A 17,361-nucleotide genomic window follows, 5' to 3' on the forward strand; every position below is an offset into this window, starting at 1 on the left:
TTTATGCTGCTCAGACTTTTTCGTTAAAGGCCTGAATTTGCGCCACAATGCCGGGACCATCAATCTGATGTTCGGCATACATTTGTTCCTGAGTGCCTTGCATGATAAAGCTATCAGGCAAGCCCAACGTCAGTAAGCGGCAAGCTAGCTGCTGGCGATGCAGGCATTCACCCACTGCGCTACCGGCACCGCCCATCACGGCACCGTCTTCCAAGGTGACCAGTAACTCGTGATCTTTAGCAAGTTCAGCCAGCAAGGCCTCATCCAGGGGTTTAACAAATCGCATATCGGCAACAGTAGCATTTATTTGTTTGGCCGCTTGTAGCGCGCCTGGCAACAGCGTACCGAAGTTCAAAATAGCAATATTGGCGCCTTTGCGCAGCACATGCCCTTTACCTAGAGGCAGGGCCGTCATTTCGGATTCAAGTGCGGTTCCCATGCCCTGACCACGAGGGTAGCGCACCGCAGCCGGGCCATTGTGCAAGTGACCGGTGTAAAGCATCTGACGACATTGGTTTTCATCAGAAGGCGTCATAATCACCATATTGGGAATGCAGCGCATAAAGGGAATGTCAAACACGCCCTGGTGGGTAGGGCCATCAGCACCCACCACACCGGCGCGATCAATGGCAAACAGCACCGGTAGGTTTTGCAGGGCCACATCGTGAATAAGCTGATCATAAGCGCGCTGCAGGAAGGTGGAGTAAATGGCCACCACGGCATTATAGCCTTCTTTAGCCAAACCTGCGGCAAAGGTCACCGCGTGTTGCTCGGCAATCGCTACATCAAAATACTGCTCGGGGAATTGCTGGGAAAACTTCACCATACCCGAGCCTTCGCGCATGGCTGGCGTTACCGCCATTAGCTTGCTGTCTTGGGCTGCCATATCACACAGCCAATCGCCAAAAATGCCGGAAAAACTAGGGCCAGTGCTTTTCGCTTTGGGCAGGCTGTTTTCGCTGGGATTAAACTTGGGTACCGCATGAAACTTAATCGGGTCTTTTTCGGCTTCTTCGTAGCCTTTACCCTTTTTCGTCACTACATGCAGAATATGCGGGCCGCTCATTTGGCGCATGTTGCGCAGAGTATCGACCATGCCATTGACATCATGGCCGTCGATGGGACCAATATAGTTAAAGCCCAATTCCTCAAAAATGGTGCCGGGAACCACCATGCCCTTAATATGTTCTTCGGCACGGCTGGCAAATTCTTTGATAGGCGGTACGTTGGACAGCAGCTTCTTGCCGCCGTCACGGATGGAATTAAAGAAGCGACCTGTGAGAAGGCGTGCCAGGTGACTGTTCAACGCCCCAACATTCTCTGAAATCGACATTTCGTTGTCGTTTAATACCACCAGTAAATCTTTCTTAATGTCACCGGCATGATTCATGGCTTCAAACGCCATACCTGCTGTCATGGCACCATCGCCAATCACGGCAACCACTTTGCGCCCCAGTGCTTCCTTTTCGGCGGCAACCGCCATGCCTAAGGCGGCACTGATTGAGGTAGATGAATGCCCCACGGCAAAGGTATCGAACTCGCTTTCCGGCGGCCAGGGGAAGGGATGCAAGCCGTTTTTCTGTCGAATGCTAGGCATACGTTCACGTCGGCCGGTCAGAATTTTGTGCGGGTAGGCTTGATGGCCAACGTCCCAGATGAGTCGGTCAAAGGGCGTGTTATACACATAGTGCAACGCCACGGTAAGCTCTACCGTACCCAAGCCCGAGGCAAAGTGCCCGCTGCTTTGGCTGACGCAGGTCAACAGGTATTGGCGCAGTTCCTTGGCCAGTTGACGTAATTTATCCTGAGGCAGCTCGCGAAGTTGCTGCGGTGTGTCGGCTAAGGCCAAAGTTGGGTAGTGAGCTAAATCCAGAGTCATGTGCACTTATTGTTTTAGTGGTTACGGTCGACGATATATCCGGCAAATGACCGCAAAAGATCCGTATTGTAAGGTAAAGGCTGCAAGGCTTGAAGTGCTTGTTGGTAAAGTTGTTGTGCCAAGGCCTTGGCGCCGTCCAGTCCGAGTAGTGCCGGGTAGGTACTTTTGTTGAGCGACTGATCTGAACCCTGCGGTTTCCCTAGGGTCTGGGTATCGCCGGTGACATCCAGAATATCGTCCTGTACCTGGAAGGCCAGGCCGATTTTTTCAGCGAATATGGCTAACTGTTGCTGCTCGCTGGCTGGAATGTCGGCCAGAATGCATGCCATTTTGACAGACGCTTGTAACAGCGCGCCGGTTTTACATTGATGCAACTGTTCCAGTTGCTGGATATCTATCAGTTTATCGGTAGCGGCCATATCCAGGGCCTGCCCGCCACACATACCCAGATAACCTGAAGCACTGGCCAGAGCGCTGACCAATTTGACGCGCTGTGGCTCGCATTCTGCGCTCATTGGGTAGTCACAAAGCAGCGAAAAAGCCAGGGTTTGCAGGGCATCGCCGGCAAGTATGGCGCTGGCTTCGTCAAAAGCGATATGACAGGTAGGCTGACCACGACGTAAATCATCGTCGTCCATGGCAGGCAAGTCATCATGGACCAATGAATAGCAGTGAATACATTCCAGTGCCATGGCTGCAGCATCTAAGTCTTCCAGCTTGACGCCCAGCATTTGCCCTGTGGTGTACAACATGGCGGGGCGTACACGTTTACCCCCCATGAGTAGGGCATAGCCCATGGCATCACGTAACACCGGTGCCAGAGCGGGTAGGTCTTCGACCTGACTTTTCAACAGCTGTGTGATTCTGGCCTGATGCTGGCTAAGTGCCGCTAACCATTCTTGAGACATGATTTATTCGCCAGGTTGTTCGAATGGAAGCAATTCAGATTGACCCTGCTTTTCCATCAGAATACTGACTTTCTGCTGAGCCTGGCTTAATTTTGCCTGGCTGTGACGGGTTAACTCGATACCACGTTCGAATTGGGCTAAAGCCTCGTCCAGGGGAAGGTCGCCGCCTTCCATTTGTTTGACTATGCTCTCCAGTTCGGCAAGCGATTGTTCAAACGAAAGATTTTCAGTTTTCTTGCGGCTTGTCATGGCTCTCTACTGACTGTTGAATGCCCGTCCGAACAGGGTGTCAGCCGGGTGGGAAACCGGCTTCGCACCTTACCCGAGGGGCCATTTGTGGTCAATCACTTTTACCCCGGGTAAAAATGCGCTTTAGAAAGGTGTATAAACGTCGATAAATTGGTGAGCCAAGTCAATAAGTTAAGTCATGCTTATCCGATATCATTGGTAATGCTAAGATTGTCGGACAAGCAAAGTTGCGGCAAACTTTGCCGGTCAGCTTGATTAGAATCCGGGGCAAGCCTGGTGGTGTTAGTACATTTGGGGAGAATGGTGTGGATTTAGCAACCCTGATAGGTATGTTGGGTGCCATTGGTTTTATCGTCATGTCTATGATTTTAGGTGGCGATATTATGATGTTCGTCAACGTGCCATCTATCCTGATTGTATTCGGTGGCTCACTATTTGTGGTGATGAGTGCCTATACCATGGGGCAGTTTTTCAGCGCCGGTAAAATCGCAGTTAAAGCCTTTATGTTCAAAATTGAGGCGCCGGAAGAGTTGATCGAGAAAATTGTCGAGATGGCCGACGCGGCACGTAAAGGTGGATTCCTGGCTCTGGAAGAGGCTGAAATCAGCAATTCCTTTATGCAAAAAGGCGTAGATATGCTGGTGGACGGTCACGATGTGGATGTTGTGCGTGCCACGTTAGCTAAAGATATCAGTCTGACAACCGAGCGTCATGAGTTCGGTGCATCTATTTTTAAGAGTTTGGGAGATATTGCCCCGGCCATGGGCATGATAGGTACGCTTATTGGTTTGGTGGCCATGTTGTCCAATATGGATGATCCTAAAGCTATCGGTCCGGCTATGGCGGTTGCCTTGTTAACCACCTTGTACGGCGCATTTTTTGCTAACGTTATTGCCTTGCCTATTGCGCAGAAGCTGGGTAACCGTTCCGGTCAGGAAAAGCTTAACCAAAGCTTGGTGCTGGATGGAATTTTGGGTATTGCTGATGGTCAAAACCCCAGAGTTATTGAAGCGTTGCTGAAGAATTATCTGGCCGCCAGCAAGCGAGCCACCGGCGACACAGAGGAGTAGGGCGCATGTCTGACGAGCAGGAATGTCCCAAATGCCCATCCGGCTTACCGGCCTGGATGGCGACTTTTGCCGACCTGATGTCTCTGTTGATGTGCTTCTTTGTTTTGTTGTTGGCGTTTTCCGAAATGGATGTGCTGAAATTTAAGCAGATTGCCGGCTCCATGAAATTTGCTTTTGGTGTGCAAAACAAAATCGAAGTGAAAGATATTCCCAAAGGGACAAGCGTAATTGCTATGGAGTTCAGGCCTGGGCGACCTGACCCGACGCCGATTGAGAATATCCAACAGCAGACCATAGAAATGACGCAGCAAATGCTGGAGTTCCAAGCGGGGGATGAAGATTCCGCCGGTGGTCGACAGAAGCAGCGGGGCACCCAGCGTGGCGGTAAGTCTCAGCAGACGGCTCAGGAAACGGCCAGCAGTTCTTCGCAGGCCGCCAGCCAGGAGCAAACCAACGAGTTGGTGAAAAAGATTGCCCAGCAAATGGAACGTCAAATCCTCGATGGCGCCATAGAAATGGAATCTCTCGGTCAGCAAATTACCATCCGTATTCGTGAAAACGGGGCGTTTTCCGCAGGGTCGGCCTTCCTGCAGCCGCAATTTGTGCCTGTGCTACGTAAAATTGGTAGCTTGCTGGTAGATATCCCCGGAAAGATCGAAGTTTCAGGTCACTCAGACAATCAGAATATATCCAATGAGCTGTATCGGTCTAACTGGGATCTGTCTGCACAGCGCGCTGTGGCCGTGGCCGAAGCTATGCGTGGCGCAGAAGGTTTCGATGAATCCCGTATGACAGTGGTAGGTATGGCAGATAATCGACCACTGGCAGCCAATAATACCGCTGAAGGACGAAGCCGTAACCGTCGGGTGGAGATTGCCATTAACCAGGGCTCACCCAAAGAGTCGAAACCCATATCCATAGTGGAGCCGCAAGACAACTAGTTTCACATTGGAGAGCTATGCTGGAAGGACAAGGGAACGAATACCGCAAGGTGTTGTGTGATGAAGGTACAAAGTAGCGAACAGCAAAAAAAGATTTTGCCAGGCAAGGCGTTAGGCGTCGGGTCAGAGCCTCGCAAGCTCGCCATTTTGACATCCATCACCCAAGCAGAGTTGACCAGACTTGAAGCCCTGATTCTGCAAACTTTGCGTCATCAAGGGTACACCGCACAAGTATGGCAGCCAGCCTGCTCATTTCGCTGTGACTTGCTAGTCGGCCTGTTCAATCAGGTATTTGGCGGTAAAGAGGCAGATTTTTTGGCCACGTCAGAAAGTGTCATTGTGGTATATGACGAGACAGGTGACAGACACGGGGTTGATCTTTTTGCCTCCATCAAACAGGTTCGGGAAAGCTTGTGTCGCCAGGAATATGTGCATGCATTGAGGTTGCATAAAGACCAGGAAAGGCCACAAAGCTATTGGCAGTTCCGCACCATGCTAGCAAAACATCTGGGCATCGAATTGTTCGAGGCCGTGGAAATTGATCAGCAACCGCCTTTACACGAACTGGTACAGAGAACTTTGGCAAGAGCGCTCAAAGACGCCTGATGATTGGCTGCGATGCTGATAACCTATCTGCTCAATGTAAATCTTCACGCTTATAAATTTCCCCCCTTCTTTGCTATACTCCGCGCACTTTTGCCCTAGGTTGTACCCCGATGAAATTTATTCTTAAGCTGCACCCGGAAATCTCGATTAAGAGTGACTCGGTGCGCCGCCGCTTTACCAAGATCCTTGAATCCAATGTGCGTAATATTTTTAAGCCTTATGAGTTCAAGGTAGCGGTCTGGAATAAGTGGGACAAACTGGTGATGGAAGCCCGGACTGAGACCCGGGAGCAAGAAGCGCAAGTGGTGGATCAGCTCAAGCGTATTCCCGGTATTGAGCAGTGTTTGCAGGTACGCCAAAGCGAATATCAGGATCTCGATGACATTTATCAGCAAGTCAAAGCCGTCTGGCATGACAAATTGGCGGGCAAGAGCTTCGCGGTGAGGGTAAAACGTCGTGGCAAACACGAATTCAGTTCGGTGGATGTGGCCCGTTATGTGGGCGGCGGGTTGAACCAGCACTGTGACACCGGCGGGGTTAACCTGACCAAGCCTGATGTAATAGTAGAGCTGGAAATCGATAAAGAGCATCTACTGATTATTGATGACAGGTTTAAATGCTTGGGCGGCATGCCTCTGCCAACCCAGGAAGATGTGGTGTCTTTGATCTCTGGTGGTTTTGACTCTGGCGTGGCCAGCTATCAGATGATTCGCCGCGGCGCCCGTACCCATTACTGCTTCTTTAATCTGGGCGGACGCCAGCATGAGATTGGTGTTAAGCAGGTCGCTTGTTATTTGTGGAAACAATATAGCGCGTCGCATCGGGTTAAGTTTATTGGCGTGGACTTTGAGCCAGTGGTGGCGCAAATTCTGGAGCGGGTAGATAACGGCCTGATGGGTGTGGTGCTCAAAAGAATGATGCTGCGCGCCGCTAGTATTGTGGCCGACAATTTGGATATCTCCACCCTGGTAACCGGCGAAGCCCTAGGCCAGGTATCCAGCCAGACTCTGTCGAATCTGGCAGTAATTGACCGGGCCACCGAAAAGCTGGTGTTGCGTCCGCTTATTTGCTGGGACAAGTCAGACATCATCAACCAGGCGCGCCAGATTGGTACCGAGGATTTCGCTAAAAGTATGCCCGAGTATTGCGGGGTGATTTCTAAAAAGCCCACGGTCAGAGCCATACTCAGCGAAGTGGAGGAGCAGGAAGCCAAGCTCGATGCCGATTTGATTGCCAATGTGGTAAGAGCGTCCCATGTGCTGGATATTCGCCGCATGGCACAGGAAGCCGAGCAGGAAGTACCGCAAATTGATGCCAGCGATGCCTTGCCAAGCGGTGCCGTGGTATTAGATATCCGCAGCCCCGAGGAAGAAGAAGACAGCCCTCTGACGGTAGAAGGTCATGAGGTTAAGACCCTGCCATTTTTCCGCCTTGCCAGTCAATTTGGTGACTTGGACCAAAATCAGGAATATTACCTGTACTGTGCCCGCGGTGTAATGAGCCGTATGCAGGCGCTGCTATTACATGAACAGGGCTATCAGAACGTTAAAGTGTATCGGCCGCTTAGTAGGTAACCAACCTTTAGTACGGATTAAAACAGGCGGCCAGTTGGCCGCCTGTTGCCTTTCAAGCTGACAATATTTTTCGCCAGGCTTGCCATTTCTCCTCTGGATGTCCACCCAAGCGTTGATAAAAGCCTTGGGCAGCCTGATTGCCGTTTAGCACATTCCACAGTAACCGTCGGCAACCTTGTTGATAGACCTGTTCCTGAACGGCCTTGAATAAGTCTCTACCTAGTCCCTGACCTCTGGATTGTGGCACCAGATACAGTTCTTTTAGTATGGCATTGGGGGTTAAATCATAGGTAAAAGGCACCAGTAACCACACCGCATACCCTAGTAAAACCCCTTCACTGCCACTGACCACAAGACAATAACACTGCGGATTTTCGCTTAGCATGCGCTCTCGCAGGTCATCAACAGCGACGCTGAAGTCATCCAGATAGTCTTCAAAGTCGGCCAGCTGCCGCATCAGATTAAGCAGTGCTGGCAGGTCTGTTAGGGTGGGGGGCCGAACATTCAACACCTTACAAGCTAGCGAAGACAAACTTTTCATCCCGCCAGCCTACGATACCGCCAATCATGATCTTTACTTTGAATCCCAACCTGGCGATAAACTCAGCAGCCTTATCAGCTCCATTGCAGTGTGGGCCCGCGCAATACACCACGAAGGCCTTACCTTGGCCGAGGCTTTGCAGCACACTTGCGGTGATCTGTGCGCGGGGCAGATTGAGTGCGCCAGGAACATGGGCTTTCGCATAGGCATTCGGCCCTCTGACATCCAGCAGCACAAAATCATGATGACCTTGCTCTAAGGCATCAAACACGTCGGCACAATCGGTTTCAAAGGTCAGCTTGGCGGCGAAATGTTGCAGTGCATCTTCGGGTTTGGCGGGTTCAACACGCATAACTTCTGATGTTTTCATCCTTATCTCCTGTTAAAAGTCCTGCCTGTCGAGGACGGGAACATTTCATCAGATTGCATATACTGCTAACATTGGCCTGTTTAACAAAAATAGTTATTTTTCAGCCATGACTAATAAAAAGCCACATCGTGTTGCCATTTGTGTCTACGACGGTCTCTCCATGCTTGAGTATGGCGCGGCGGTCGAGATTTTCGCCTCTCATGGGCGGGGGCGCAGTGATTGGTACCAAACTCAGGTGGTGGCCACCGACACTCCGGTAATCCAATTGCAAGGCGGAGGCAGGTTGGAAGTGGATGGCCGGGTTGATGACTTGCCCGGCTATGACACTATTCTGATGCCGGGCTGGCGACATATTGATGCCCAAGTTCCTGCGCCATTGCTGAGTGCTTTACGCGAAGCGGCAAGCCTGAACCGACGTCTGGTGTCATTTTGCTCAGGTGCTTTTGTATTGGCGGCTGCTGGTGTGCTGGACGGAAAAGTGGCTACCACACACTGGAAATATGCGGATGCCTTTGCCAGACGTTTTCCCAAGGTTAATTTGCAAATTAACCGACTGTACGTACAGGACGGAAATATCCATACCTCAGCCGGTAGCGCGGCCTGTCTGGACTTATCCATTCAGTTGATTCGAGAAGACTTTGGCGTTGAGCAGGCTAACCGCACTGCCCGGCGTTTAGTGGTACCAGGGCATAGAGATGGCGACCAGCAGCAGTTTATTGAGTTACCCGTGCCAAAGCGTCGCGATGAGTTGGGTAAGACCTTGGAATGGGCCATCCAGCACCTGGCTGATGGACTGACGGTGGATAGGCTGGCCGAACACTGTCATATGAGTAGGCGAACTTTCGATAGAAAGTTTACCCAGAGTTTTGGCTTAACGGCTAAGCAATGGCTGTTAAACGCACAGTTGGAGCGCGCGCGATACTGGTTGGAATGCTCTGAACTGGCGATTGAACTTATCGCCCAACAGTGTGGTTTTGCTACCGCCTTGTCGCTGCGTTTGCACTTTGAAAAGAGCCTGGGGGTGACGCCAAGCCGATATCGCCGGCAGTTTGCGTTGCAACAACGTCAGGCCTGACGTGCGTGTATCTTCTGCCACAGAGCCAAATGATGGGGAAGTGCTAAACCCAGTCGCTCAGCTTCTTTGAGCAGATAGCCATTGATATAGTCAATTTCTGTCGGACGGCCGTGGATAACATCCTGGTGCATAGACGAGTAATTGGCCGCGGTGGCGTTGATCACCTGAGCGAGTCGCGATGGAATATCTTGTGCGCCAGGAATGTTAAGGGCTTGCATTAGCGTCGCTATTTCCTCATTCAGGGCTTGGATTGATGCCTGATACTGCGGCTGGGCTAACTCCCCGTTGGAAATATTGTGTAGTGCGGTAAGTGGGTTTATTACCGCATTCACAGCAAGCTTGGCCCACTGTAGCGGAGCAATCTGGGCATGCCACTGGCAAGGTACCAATATACTTGAAAGCAGATGTTCTGCCTGCTCGCGATTAGCCGTGTTGGCAGGCGCTAATGCCCAGCCTAAGTCCGAACCCCCTAATCCGGTTTCGGTGACCTGAGTGCCCTGTTTAAGCACGGCCATTCTGGTGATGCCAAGGGCCAGCGGTAGGCCAGGGAGCAGAGCTTCGATCTCACTTTGTGTGCCCATGCCGTTATGCAATAGCAGCAGTGTCTGCTCAGTCAGGTAAGGCTTAAGGGCGGTTACGGCTGGCAGAATCTGATAGGCCTTAAGCGGCAGAATAATAAGTTCATTCCCTTTCAGCTCAAGAGGCTCAATGGATTCTGGCAAAAATGCCAACCGCTCACCCTGATATGCAATCCATTCAATGCACTGCAAGGTCGATGTTCTGCCCATTACCTTGTATGCCAGGCCTTGGATTTCGCAGCGGGCAGCCAGTGCACTACCTATGGCGCCTTGGCCGACAATAACAATATTCATGAGCCCTTACTTAGAAACTTTTTACCCAACTTAATTAGTATCAGCAGCACATAGCCCAATGCAATGCCGGTTAGGTTTGCCTGTAAATCGTCCCAACTGCTGTGACGATGGGGCACCCAGTGCTGGGATAGTTCAGACAGTACGGCGAACAATAGCAGCATGCATAGTTGCCAGGCGGGATGATAGCGAAGACTGAACCAACAGAGTAAGGTCAGTCCAAAAAAGAAGCCGATATGATGCTGCTTGTCATTGCTGCCGTCGACCAGCAGGTATTGGGTGGGCAACCACAGCATGACGCAAAAAATCACCAGTGAGGCCAGCATCAGGGCAAATACCCAAGGGTGGCGAACACGGCGTTGCCAGCGGTAACGTGGTTTGCTCATAAGGCTGTCCGTTTTAGGTTTAAGTGCGGCCAGGGCAGTTGCCAGGGGGATAGCAAATCCTGCAGTGCCTGCTGACATCTTGCCTCAGTAAAATACTGGCCGTATCCGGGGACACTGACTATCTGATGTTGCTGACCTTGATACTCAAACTGCAAAGCAAAGGCGTGAAGATAGGTTCGGTCTGACGGCGTGCCTGCATACAACGAGTCACCCAAAATCGCGCTGCCCAGGCTTTTTAGCATCACTCTGATTTGATGGGTTTTGCCCGTGCGGGGCTTGATAATAAAAAGTCGCAGGCCATTACCCAGCCCACTACTGAAAAACTGGCTGATGGCGGGTGACAGTTTGCTTGGCAGGAGTTTCCATTGCCCGCGGCGGGCCTTTTGCATATCGCCAATCACCGCCCCTTGCTTTTTGTTGGGCTTTTTATCAGACAGCGCCAAGTAAAACTTTTCCACCTGGCGTTCGGCAAACTGGCCAGATAAGAGCGCCGCTGCTTCGGCATTTTTCGCCAGCAACAACGCACCAGATGTAACCTTGTCCAGTCTGTGTACTGGCCATAGTGGCTGGCCGCCTAGCTGCTGGCTTAGCAGGGTAACTATACCTGGTTGTTCAGCTTCCTGGTGCATACCAATACCGGCTGGTTTGTCGATTACCAGAAAATCGTCGTGTTCATACAGTACTTCAGAGATCATAAAATGGCGCAAGGTAATGGTCAGGATGCATCCCGAACTTGTTCTAACAACTGGATGGCCTGAGCGTACTCCAGATCACAAATAAGATCGCGCAGTTTGCTATGGGATTCTGAGTCAAGCGCCAAGGCATTCAGCCACTGATCAAGATAGCTGGGTGACACAAACTCATTGCGTTTTAAACTAGCCAACAAGGCCTCATAGGCGTTGGCGTCCTGCAACTGATTAGGTTGTGACTGCGTATTTTGGCTGGGCGTTGAGTTTAACCCAGCAAGCTCAATGAGCGTATTATCCAAGGCTTGCACAAAGGCGGGCAAATAGCGCTCAGCCTCAGGGTCGCCCTGCTTGAGTAGCTGTTCCAGATCGGTTGCTGCCTGATACAAAGGGGTCATACCAAGATTTCCGGCAACCCCTTTAATGCTGTGCACCAGTTGTCTGGCATCCTGCCAATTATGACTGGCCATTAACGCTTGGGTGTCGTTATTTGCCTGCCCGTATTGCTGGATAAAACGCTTAAACATGTTTTCCAACAATACCTGATCACCACCGACTTGTTTTAACGCAAAGTCCATATCCAGATACGGCGTCATGGGGTCTCCTGTCTGTTTCTTGCAAGCCAACCTCAGTTAAAGTGCTTAGATGCCAGCAGGCAAGGCTTGCGTAAAACTAATGGTAACAGGAAATTTCTGATGGATAAGATAAATGGCGTAATTACTGTAGAATTTCCTGACGAAAATGAAATATTTGTTATGACAGACCGGTCGGGTTGTAACCTGTGTTTCTGGCGTTGGGCAACGGCTTTGCAAAAATGCTCGGTTGGCAACGCTTGAAATTAGTTTAATACTACCCATCTATGGGGTCTTGTATCCAAATTAGGATCGATTTTGCAGCAGACTACATCGACTTTTGCCCAGCGACTTTCTACTTTGGCCTCTCCTGAGGTAGCCAACACCCTAAAAGGTGTGATGCGTGGAATTGAGCGGGAAACGCTGAGAATTAATGGTAACGGCAGCATTGCGCAAACCGCTCACCCTAAACCCTTGGGCTCTGCGCTTAGCCATGAACACATTACCACGGATTTTTCCGAAGCCTTGCTTGAGTTCATCACTATACCTCATCAGGATCCTCGTCAGGCGCTGGCGCAATTGCGCGACATTCATAAGTTTGTGCTGGCCAGAATGGGTGACGAGCGCCTGTGGCCGATGAGCATGCCTTGCTACATTGAAAGTGAAGACAGCATTCCTATTGCCCAGTACGGCACCTCTAATGTCGGCAAGATGAAAACCTTGTATCGGGTGGGTTTGAAAAATCGCTATGGCAGCATGATGCAGGCGATTGCTGGTGTGCATTTTAATTTTTCACTGCCGCAGGCATTCTGGGACAAATGGCTACCTGCAACGAATGCAGGGAATGCCGATCAAGATGCGGTATCGGCTGCATACTTCGCGCAGATAAGAAATTATCGCCGCTTTTGTTGGCTAATCCCCTATTTGTATGGCGCGTCTCCGGCCCTTTGCGGTTCCTTTATCCAAGGCAAACAGTCCAGCCTGCCTTTTGAGCGCTTACCAAGCGGAGCTTATTTTTTGCCATATGCCACCTCTTTGCGTATGAGTGACCTGGGCTATACCAATAAAGCGCAGTCTGGTCTGAATGTGTGTTACAACGAGCTGGACAACTATGTGCGTTCACTACGCCAAGCGATTAATACGCCCTCGGCTGAGTTTGCCAAGTTTGCCGGTAAAAAGGATGGTCAGTACCAGCAATTGAATGCCAATGTGCTGCAAATTGAGAACGAACTCTATTCACCCATCCGGCCCAAGCAGCCAACCCAGAAACTGGAAAAGCCAACCGACGCTCTGGCGGCGCGAGGCGTCAGCTATATTGAAGTACGGGCGCTGGATGTGAACCCCTTCAGTGAAGTGGGAATTTCACTGGAACAGTTCTATTTCCTGGAAGCCTTCTTGGTCTATTGTGCGATTTTCCCAAGTGCCGAAATGAACGCGGCAGACTTCAGCGAAACCGAGAAGAATTTGCGCGCGGTGGTAATTGAAGGGCGCAAGCCTGGACTGCATCTGCACAAAGAAGGTCAGGCTGTGGCACTTCAGCAGTGGGCAACTGAGCTGCTTGCCGGCATAGCTGAGGTGGCCAAGATTTTGGATCAGGTTCACGGCGGGAGTGCTTATCAAAGCTCAGTAGCGCATGAACTGGAGAAGATTCATCATCCTGAACTGACCCCATCGGCGCGTATTCTTCATCACTTGCAGAGTACAGGTGAGGGCACAGGGGCTTACGCCTTACAAATGGCCGAACAGTACAAGCAGCGTTTGCTGCAACATCAGTACAGTTACCATACCGAGCAGGAACTGGAACAAATGGCGCTGGCGTCATTAAAAGCGCAGCAAGACGCTGAGCAGGCCGACATCCAGTCTTTTGATGAGTTTCTACGTGACTACTTTGCTCAGGCCGACAAAAGTTGTGCTTGAGCAACGTTGTGGTAAAAAAAAGCCTGGCACTAAGGCCAGGCAACTAATTTCTAGGGACACACTCAAACACACATACATTCAGAGTCGATAAGTGCAAAGAAGTTCAGCCTGATGCAAAAAAAATTTTTACTGCCTGTTTGTTGCTGTCTGCCCTTGCTGTTAGGGGGCTGCGCTACCAGTCCGCCTAAAGACAGTAGCAACCTTTGTGAAATTTTTTATGAAAAACGCGATTGGTATGACGCCGCCAGCGATATGAAGGAAAAGTGGGGTGTACCTATTCATGTGCCGATGGCCATGATGTATCAGGAAAGCTCGTTTCGCCATGATGCCCTGCCACCCCGTGATTATGTGTTTTTTGGCTTGATCCCCTGGGGCCGAGTTAGCTCTGCTTATGGTTACTCTCAGGCCAAAACCCCCACTTGGCAGGATTATGTACGGGAAACCGGTAATGGCTGGGCATCCCGTGAAGATTTTGATGATGCCATGGACTTTATGGGCTGGTTTATCAGTAAAAGTCATAAAATCAACGGGGTATCCAAGTGGGATGCCTATGCTCAGTACCTGAACTACCACGAAGGGTGGGGCGGCTATAAGCGTAAGTCCTACAACCAAAAAGCCTGGTTAAAGAAAGTCGCAAGCCGGGTGAAGGAGCGCTCCCTGCGCTATGCCGGGCAGTTGAAAAGCTGTCAGGAAGATTTGGACAAAAGCTGGTTGTGGCGAATGATTTTCGGTTGAAATACGACACTCTTTGTTGTTTCTAGGCTTTGTTTCTGCTGCGTGATGATTATGGAATCACTTATCAAACTAATGAAATCTGCCAATCCTGTAGCCTAGGGTTGCTGCATCCTCAACGCTCTCGCATTATTTACTTACTGGCAAATCATCTGGGTAAATAACTTTGCTAAACAGGGAGATAACATTGAGCAAAAGGCATTTCTTTGTCATTTTGACACTTTTATTCTGGAGTCCAATTTCCTACGCCACGCTGAAATTACCCATGCTACTGTCTGACGGAGCGGTACTTCAACGTGATAAGCCGTTAACTCTCTGGGGGGAGGCCGCCCCCAACGAAATAATCACATTGACACTTAATCATAAGCACTTCAAAGGGCAAGCGAATGGTCAGGGTCAATGGTCCATTCAAATACCGGCTAACGGAGCCGGTGGGCCTCATGAGTTGCAGATTCATGGTCGCTCTGAGAGTCTTCGTGTTCAGGACATTTACTTCGGCGATGTATGGCTTGCATCAGGTCAATCAAATATGGAATTGCCTATCCGGCGCGTGCTGGAAAAGTATCCGGAGCTGGGAAAGCGCAAAAAATTCCCCCTAATACGTCAATTTCTGGTGCCGAAAGCTTACGATTTTCATCGCCCTCATGAAGATTATTCTCAGGTAGCTTGGCAAGCAGCAAACCCAGAGAATATTCAAAATTTCTCGGCGGTGGCATATTTTTTTGCAGAAGCTCTCTTAGATAAGTTAGATGTGCCAATTGGCATTATAAACAGTAGTTATGGTGGTTCACCTGTTCAAAGTTGGATGAGTGAACAGGCCTTAGCTAGTTTCCCCGAACACTTATCTATTGCTCATCATTTCCGCCATCCGGAAAGTATAAAGGAGGTGGAATTGCGCAATAAAAAGCGTGAGCTGCAGTGGCACAAGGATGCTGATGCACAGGACAAAGGTATGCAAAGCGTCCCTCCTTGGTACGTTAAAGATGGGAAGGATGAAGACTGGCAACCTATTTATATGCCTGGTTACTGGTATGAGCAGGGCGAGCCTTTTCAAAATGGTGTTTTGTGGTTGCGAAAACGTTTCTACCTAAATGATAACCAGGCCGCACAGACTGCGATTTTGAGACTGGGCAGCATCACGGATGCGGACCAAACCTATATCAATGGTGAATTGGTTGGCAATACCACTTACCAATACCCCCCGAGAATTTACAGGGTTCCAGAGGAAGTCCTCAGGTCGGGTGAGAATAGTCTGGTTGTGAGAGTGCTCAGCCATCGGGGACACGGCGGATTTGTGCCGGATAAACCTTACGAATTGAGGTTGGCTGGAGAGAATATTGATTTAAGTGGCGAATGGCATTACCGGATAGGCACTGCTATGCCAGCCTTGGCGCATTCCGAGTTTATTGCTTGGAAACCACTTGGTTTGTTCAATACGATGTTGGCTCCTGCAACCAGGTTCTCTATAAAAGGTGTGATTTGGTATCAGGGTGAGTCTAATACGGACGCTCCTGAAAACTATTCAAAGATGTTTAATGCAATGGTCAGTGACTGGAGGCAACAATGGCAACAGCCAGAACTGCCGATCATATTTGTGCAATTATCTGCCTTGAATCCCTACCATGGAGAACCAGTGCAAAGTAACTGGGCTGCATTACGTCAGCAACAATTGGAAAGCTTGAAGCTGAAAAATATCGCCATGGCGGTGAGCTTTGATTTGGGGGAATGGAACGACATTCATCCCCTGGAAAAAAAACGCCTTGGACAGCGTATGGCGCTGGCGGCCAGATATCTGGCTTATGGTGAACGAAATCTCGTATATTCCGGTCCGCTTTTCGACAAGCTTAGCACTGATGATAGCAGTGTCTTAATATCCTTTACCGAAGTCGGTAGTGGGTTGACGGCGTTTGGAGAGAGTTTGACGGGTTTCACCTTGGCCGGTAAGGATGGCAAATTCGCTGTCGCTCAGGCCAGGATTGAAGGGCACCGTGTAAGAGTATGGTCAAAGCAGGTCAAAGACCCCGCAAAAGTGCGCTATGGGTGGCAGGACAACCCTCAGGATGCGAATTTATACAACCAGGAAGGCCTACCCGCTTCGCCATTTGAAGTGGATATAGACATCTCGCCAATTCAACAGGCTGAGCAATAAACAACTCAAGTGGTGCATGACTAATGCTACGACTTAACGGCGGAGGGGGAGTATATGATTCTGAGTGGCCAGCTGTCTGAGTTTTATTGCAGATATTGGTACGCTAGCTAAGTTGATGCAGGCAAAGGTGATATTAGTTGCGAAGCTTACATACAAAGATCAGCCAATGTTAAGTAGAACCAAGAGTGCACCATTGCCGCCCCATTCCAGCGGTGCCTGATGAAAGGCCAATACGTCGGGGTGTTGTACCAGCCAGTTTGGAACAGATTTTTTCAAGATATGCTCACCTATGCCATGCACTATACACACGCAGGCACAATGCTGCCTGATAGCGGTATGCAGCAGCGCGGCAATTTCCAGTTTGGCATCGTCTCGTTTCAAGCCATGCAGATCGAGAATCAAATCTGGCGGATAATCGCCGCGTCGAAGTCGCTTCACTTCATGGCTGTCGCTGCCGGGCTTAACGTATTTCAGCGGCTGGTTTGGGTCAAACCAGGCTTCAAAGCCATCAGAAAAAGCAAAACTGGCTGCAGCCTGACGGGCTTCTCGTTGCTCCTGCTGGTTAGTTCGCTTTGATCTAAGCTCTGCGGTTTTAAACTTGCTGGCGGGGGGCTGGGGGGGTATTTTGTCTTGCTGAATGCGTCTGACGCCCTTGATTTCACTGTGAAACAGTGACAATTCCTCATCATTCAGGTCGTTTTTCTTACTCATGGGGTCAGTGCTCGGCCAATTCAGTCGGCATAATAACAAGCTCGCCTAAATCGGCATAGCGCCGGATAGGCAGGTTTTTTTGCCTGGTGGCCGATTTACAGTCGGCACAGAGGCTGGCAACTGGCA

Annotated in this window: 18 protein-coding genes; 8 read left to right on the top strand and 10 right to left on the bottom strand. The window is 50.3% G+C overall.

The window, feature by feature from the left end; all coding sequences use genetic code 11:
- Nucleotides 1-10: 10 nt before the first annotated feature.
- From dxs to xseB, 3 genes are read right to left on the bottom strand one after another with little or no spacing between them, the layout of a single operon-like run.
- On the bottom strand, nucleotides 11-1,879 hold the full coding sequence (gene dxs / locus KJY73_RS05140; RefSeq protein WP_214340917.1) for a 1-deoxy-D-xylulose-5-phosphate synthase: 1,869 nt from the start codon (nucleotides 1,877-1,879) through the stop codon (nucleotides 11-13).
- A 14-nt stretch (nucleotides 1,880-1,893) separates the two neighbouring features.
- Nucleotides 1,894-2,787, bottom strand: coding sequence for a (2E,6E)-farnesyl diphosphate synthase (gene ispA / locus KJY73_RS05145; RefSeq protein WP_214340920.1), 894 nt, complete (start codon nucleotides 2,785-2,787; stop codon nucleotides 1,894-1,896).
- Between the two features lie 3 nt (nucleotides 2,788-2,790).
- On the bottom strand, nucleotides 2,791-3,036 hold the full coding sequence (gene xseB / locus KJY73_RS05150; RefSeq protein ID WP_206592755.1) for an exodeoxyribonuclease VII small subunit: 246 nt from the start codon (nucleotides 3,034-3,036) through the stop codon (nucleotides 2,791-2,793).
- Nucleotides 3,037-3,341: 305 nt separating this feature from the next.
- On the opposite strand from xseB, the gene pomA reads away from it, so the two are divergent.
- The 4 genes from pomA (at nucleotide 3,342) to thiI (ending at nucleotide 7,227) form a co-directional block, all read left to right on the top strand.
- Nucleotides 3,342-4,106: a flagellar motor protein PomA gene (gene pomA / locus KJY73_RS05155; RefSeq protein WP_214340922.1), complete on the top strand. Its 765-nt coding sequence runs from the start codon at nucleotides 3,342-3,344 to the stop codon at nucleotides 4,104-4,106.
- Between the two features lie 5 nt (nucleotides 4,107-4,111).
- On the top strand, nucleotides 4,112-5,047 hold the full coding sequence (locus KJY73_RS05160; RefSeq protein WP_206592757.1) for a flagellar motor protein MotB: 936 nt from the start codon (nucleotides 4,112-4,114) through the stop codon (nucleotides 5,045-5,047).
- Nucleotides 5,048-5,107: 60 nt separating this feature from the next.
- Entirely contained in the window at nucleotides 5,108-5,653 is a 546-nt protein-coding gene (locus KJY73_RS05165) for a hypothetical protein (protein ID WP_214340924.1), read from the top strand.
- A 110-nt stretch (nucleotides 5,654-5,763) separates the two neighbouring features.
- Nucleotides 5,764-7,227, top strand: a complete 1,464-nt coding sequence (gene thiI / locus KJY73_RS05170; protein WP_214340926.1) for a tRNA uracil 4-sulfurtransferase ThiI — start codon at nucleotides 5,764-5,766, stop codon at nucleotides 7,225-7,227.
- A gap of 52 nt (nucleotides 7,228-7,279) precedes the next feature.
- On the opposite strand, the gene KJY73_RS05175 is transcribed toward thiI, so the two are convergent.
- Both KJY73_RS05175 and KJY73_RS05180 read right to left on the bottom strand, forming a co-directional pair.
- Nucleotides 7,280-7,768 (bottom strand): GNAT family N-acetyltransferase, encoded by a 489-nt coding sequence (locus KJY73_RS05175; protein ID WP_214340927.1) that lies wholly within the window; start codon nucleotides 7,766-7,768, stop codon nucleotides 7,280-7,282.
- Nucleotides 7,740-8,138, bottom strand: a complete 399-nt coding sequence (locus tag KJY73_RS05180) for a rhodanese-like domain-containing protein (RefSeq protein WP_232848396.1) — start codon at nucleotides 8,136-8,138, stop codon at nucleotides 7,740-7,742. Before KJY73_RS05180 ends, KJY73_RS05175 begins: the two co-directional genes overlap by 29 nt.
- A gap of 106 nt (nucleotides 8,139-8,244) precedes the next feature.
- Here KJY73_RS05180 and KJY73_RS05185 point away from each other — a divergent pair, with 106 nt between their 5' ends.
- Nucleotides 8,245-9,213 (top strand): helix-turn-helix domain-containing protein, encoded by a 969-nt coding sequence (locus tag KJY73_RS05185; protein ID WP_214340929.1) that lies wholly within the window; start codon nucleotides 8,245-8,247, stop codon nucleotides 9,211-9,213.
- Here the strand turns inward: KJY73_RS05185 and KJY73_RS05190 are convergent.
- Genes KJY73_RS05190 through KJY73_RS05205 form a run of 4 tightly spaced genes read right to left on the bottom strand, consistent with a single transcriptional unit; the run spans nucleotide 9,204 to nucleotide 11,750 of the window.
- Nucleotides 9,204-10,085 carry a ketopantoate reductase family protein gene (locus tag KJY73_RS05190; protein ID WP_214340931.1) on the bottom strand — a complete coding sequence of 294 codons (882 nt, stop codon included), beginning with the start codon at nucleotides 10,083-10,085 and terminating at the stop codon, nucleotides 9,204-9,206. The genes KJY73_RS05185 and KJY73_RS05190 overlap by 10 nt on opposite strands.
- Nucleotides 10,082-10,468, bottom strand: a complete 387-nt coding sequence (locus tag KJY73_RS05195) for a VanZ family protein (RefSeq protein ID WP_214340933.1) — start codon at nucleotides 10,466-10,468, stop codon at nucleotides 10,082-10,084. The genes KJY73_RS05190 and KJY73_RS05195 overlap by 4 nt, the downstream gene beginning before the upstream one ends.
- Nucleotides 10,465-11,163, bottom strand: a complete 699-nt coding sequence (locus tag KJY73_RS05200; RefSeq protein WP_214340940.1) for a TIGR01621 family pseudouridine synthase — start codon at nucleotides 11,161-11,163, stop codon at nucleotides 10,465-10,467. The genes KJY73_RS05195 and KJY73_RS05200 overlap by 4 nt, the downstream gene beginning before the upstream one ends.
- Nucleotides 11,164-11,183: 20 nt before the next feature.
- The gene (locus KJY73_RS05205; RefSeq protein ID WP_214340941.1) at nucleotides 11,184-11,750 is read right to left on the bottom strand and encodes an Hpt domain-containing protein; all 567 of its coding nucleotides are present in this window, start codon (nucleotides 11,748-11,750) and stop codon (nucleotides 11,184-11,186) included.
- Nucleotides 11,751-12,044: 294 nt separating this feature from the next.
- On the opposite strand from KJY73_RS05205, the gene gshA reads away from it, so the two are divergent.
- The 3 genes from gshA to KJY73_RS05220 all read left to right on the top strand — a co-directional run bounded on the left by gshA (nucleotide 12,045) and on the right by KJY73_RS05220 (nucleotide 16,524).
- Nucleotides 12,045-13,643 (top strand): glutamate--cysteine ligase, encoded by a 1,599-nt coding sequence (gshA, locus tag KJY73_RS05210; RefSeq protein WP_214340944.1) that lies wholly within the window; start codon nucleotides 12,045-12,047, stop codon nucleotides 13,641-13,643.
- Nucleotides 13,644-13,754: 111 nt separating this feature from the next.
- Entirely contained in the window at nucleotides 13,755-14,378 is a 624-nt protein-coding gene (locus KJY73_RS05215; protein ID WP_206592768.1) for a transglycosylase SLT domain-containing protein, read from the top strand.
- A gap of 184 nt (nucleotides 14,379-14,562) precedes the next feature.
- Complete coding sequence (locus KJY73_RS05220; RefSeq protein ID WP_214340946.1) at nucleotides 14,563-16,524, top strand: sialate O-acetylesterase; 1,962 nt, start codon at nucleotides 14,563-14,565, stop codon at nucleotides 16,522-16,524.
- A gap of 159 nt (nucleotides 16,525-16,683) precedes the next feature.
- On the opposite strand, the gene smrB is transcribed toward KJY73_RS05220, so the two are convergent.
- Nucleotides 16,684-17,235 carry an endonuclease SmrB gene (gene smrB / locus KJY73_RS05225; protein ID WP_214340949.1) on the bottom strand — a complete coding sequence of 184 codons (552 nt, stop codon included), beginning with the start codon at nucleotides 17,233-17,235 and terminating at the stop codon, nucleotides 16,684-16,686.
- Between the last annotated feature and the right edge of the window lie 126 nt (nucleotides 17,236-17,361).

The organism is Bowmanella yangjiangensis, assembly GCF_018531185.1.
GTDB lineage: Bacteria > Pseudomonadota > Gammaproteobacteria > Enterobacterales > Alteromonadaceae > Bowmanella > Bowmanella yangjiangensis.